The sequence below is a fragment of the Acidocella sp. C78 genome, from assembly GCF_907164655.1.
In genome coordinates this window covers 1-2,591 of sequence record NZ_CAJQZK010000109.1, presented here as the reverse complement: position 1 = coordinate 2,591, position 2,591 = coordinate 1, and the positions used below count along the sequence as shown (strand labels likewise).

Annotated in this window: 2 protein-coding genes, 1 pseudogene and 1 other annotated feature; all 3 genes and pseudogenes read left to right on the top strand. The window is 59.6% G+C overall.

The features are described from left to right. Nucleotides 1-500 precede the first annotated feature (500 nt). Nucleotides 501-909, top strand: a pseudogene (locus ACIDOCELLA78_RS96770) (transposase); the annotation flags it as partial. Continuing rightward, nucleotides 785-900 (top strand) — a sequence feature (AL1L pseudoknot). It overlaps the preceding pseudogene by 116 nt. Nucleotides 910-1,187: 278 nt before the next feature. Next, complete coding sequence (locus tag ACIDOCELLA78_RS96765) at nt 1,188-1,814, top strand: recombinase family protein (RefSeq protein WP_201729867.1); 627 nt, start codon at nt 1,188-1,190, stop codon at nt 1,812-1,814. A gap of 2 nt (nt 1,815-1,816) precedes the next feature. Continuing rightward, nucleotides 1,817-2,591 (top strand): DUF4158 domain-containing protein (locus tag ACIDOCELLA78_RS96760; protein ID WP_249676903.1); only part of this gene is annotated, 775 nt, incomplete at its 3' end.

Sequence of the window (2,591 nt, the reverse complement as noted above, 5' to 3'; positions counted from 1 at the left end):
GATTTTTGAGAGAGGGTGAGACTCATACCGAAGGCTATTCCGGAACAGGACCAAAGGTCAAGTCTGGTCTGAATTACATTGTTGATTTTAAACCCCGCCCGTTTGGTCTGAATTGATTTTTCTGGCCAGGCTACTTGAGTCCGCAACGCCCAAAAGAGGCATATTACAGCCGTTTTGGGGTGGAGTATCGACCGGTACAACCGGGATTTTACCACCTCTGGCAACACAAAAATCGTACCGAGTCGTACCACGCCCGTTTGGTCTGAATAAGCCGCCCGTTTGGTCTGAATTGACCGCCCACTTAGTCCTGGATAACCGCCCGTTTGGTCTGACTAATGCGGTACAATCAATTGATAATTAACAAAAATTTTCATCTGAAATTGAAATTAAAGAAATTGAACTTTTCCGTTGTGGATAACTCATTCTGTGGATAACTTGATTCAAAAGATTGAACCGCCCTGGGTTTGCCGGAGGCTCCAACTCCCAAATAGGATGGAGCCATGACGAGTCCGATGACGAACAAGTTTTCTCCTGAAGTCCGCGAGCGGGCGGTGCGGATGGTGCTGGAGCACGAGGGCGAACATCCCTCGCGGTGGGCGGCGATGGTGTCGATAGCCGCGAAGTTTGGCTGCTCACCGCATACGCTGCGTGAATGGGTGCAGAAGGTGGATCGCGACAGCGGCCGCTCGCCTGGTGTTCCGTCGGAAGTGTCGGCGAAGCTGAAGGCACTGGAACGCGAGAACCGCGAGCTTCGCCAGGCGAATGAGATCCTGCGCAAGGCGTCGGCATATTTGCCCAGGCGGAGCTCGACCGCCGGTTCAAACCATGATCTCGTTCATCGATGATCACCGCGGGGCTTATGGGGTCGAGCCGATCTGCAGGGTCCTGCCGATCGCCCCATCGACCTACTAGGGGTAACGCCAAGAACTGTGCGTAGCTGTACGACATTGAAGAACGAATCAGCAACCTGACACTGGAAGCTCGGATTTTCTCAGCAGTTTGCTCATCTGGGCGCAACAGGAAGTCCTGGATGCCGCCGCTAACGCTTCGCTGGCGGCTCGCAGCCGAGGGGGGATAGCCAACATGGATAGCCAATTTGGCTATGGCCAACTTACATTGGCTTTTCCGTTCTTGACCATGCTGTTTGCGATTAGCCAGGATGGGTATACCCATCCTGGCCGCCATCCATGAAAATCGCCCGCATCTACCTTCGCGTCAGCACTGCCGAGCAGGACCTCACCCGCCAAGCTGAAATCGAGCACAGCACTCGGTCGGCGGGCTATTACATCGCGGGCGTCTACCGCGAGAAGGCTTCGGGTGCCCGCGCCGACCGACCCGAGCTTCTCAGGATGATCGCCGACTTGCAGCCCGGTGAAGTGGTTGTCGCGGAGAAAATTGATCGCATCAGCCGACTTCCTTTGGTCGAAGCTCAAAGACTGGTGGGCTCGATCCGGAGCAAGGGGGCAAGACTGGCCGTGCCGGGCCTGGTCGATTTGTCCGAGTTCGCGACCGAGGCTGACGGCGTGGCCAGGATCGTGTTGGAATCGATACAGGAACTGCTGCTCAAGCTGGCGCTGCAAATGGCGCGCGATGACTATGAGACACGCCGCGAGCGCCAGCGCCAGGGTGTGCAACTTGCCAAAACGGCCGGTAAATATGCGGGGCGCATCTCCGATGCCGCCACCCATCAGCGGATCATCGCGTTGCGCGGCGCAGGTCAGTCGATCAAGCGTACCGCCAATCTGGCTGGGTGCAGCGAAAGCCAAGTGAAGCGGATATGGGCAATCCACCTCAAACAGGAGCCCGGAGATTGAGCGTGTCGCGCCGCCCTCTGCTCAAAGCCGATCAATGGTCCGCTCTTGTCGACATGCCGACGGACGAGGAGAGCCTGATCCGGCACTGCACGCTCGACCGTGCCGAGTTGGATCTGATCCAGGCCAAGCGTACCCCGCACAACCGTCTCGGTCTCACCATTCAGCTCTGCTTTTTACGCCATCTCGGTCGGGCGATCCTTTCTGGTGAGACGTTCCCGGCGCCGATGGTCGCCTTCGTCGCCCAACAGATCGGCGTCAATCCGGGTGCATTGGCCGAGTATGCCCGGCGTGACACGAACCGGCGCGAGCACGCGGTCGAGGCGCAGCGCCATCTCGGGCTGCATCCGGCCGGTCGCGATGACCGGCGCGTAGCACTTCTGGCAGCGATCACCACAGCCGCCGCGACCGATCTGGGAAAGCCGATTGCCGAGGCGATCATCGCCGCATTCAGGGAGCGCAAGTCGGTGCTTCCGGCGACTGATACGCTCGACCGGATCGGCCGCGCCGCACGGGTCATCGCGCGGCGCCGGATGGAAGCGGCGCTGCTCGATGGTCTCACGGCGGAGGGGCTGGCCACACTCGACGGGCTGCTCACCGTCGATCCCACCATCCGGCAAACCCGCTTCGCCTGGCTGCGGGCCTTGCCGGAGGCGCCGAGCGAGAAGAATCTACTCGCCCACCTCGAACGGTTGAGCTTCGTCCGGGCGTTCCACCTTGACCCGCAGCGCCGCGTACACATTCATCCGGACCGCTGGGCCCAGTTGGTGCGCGAGGGCG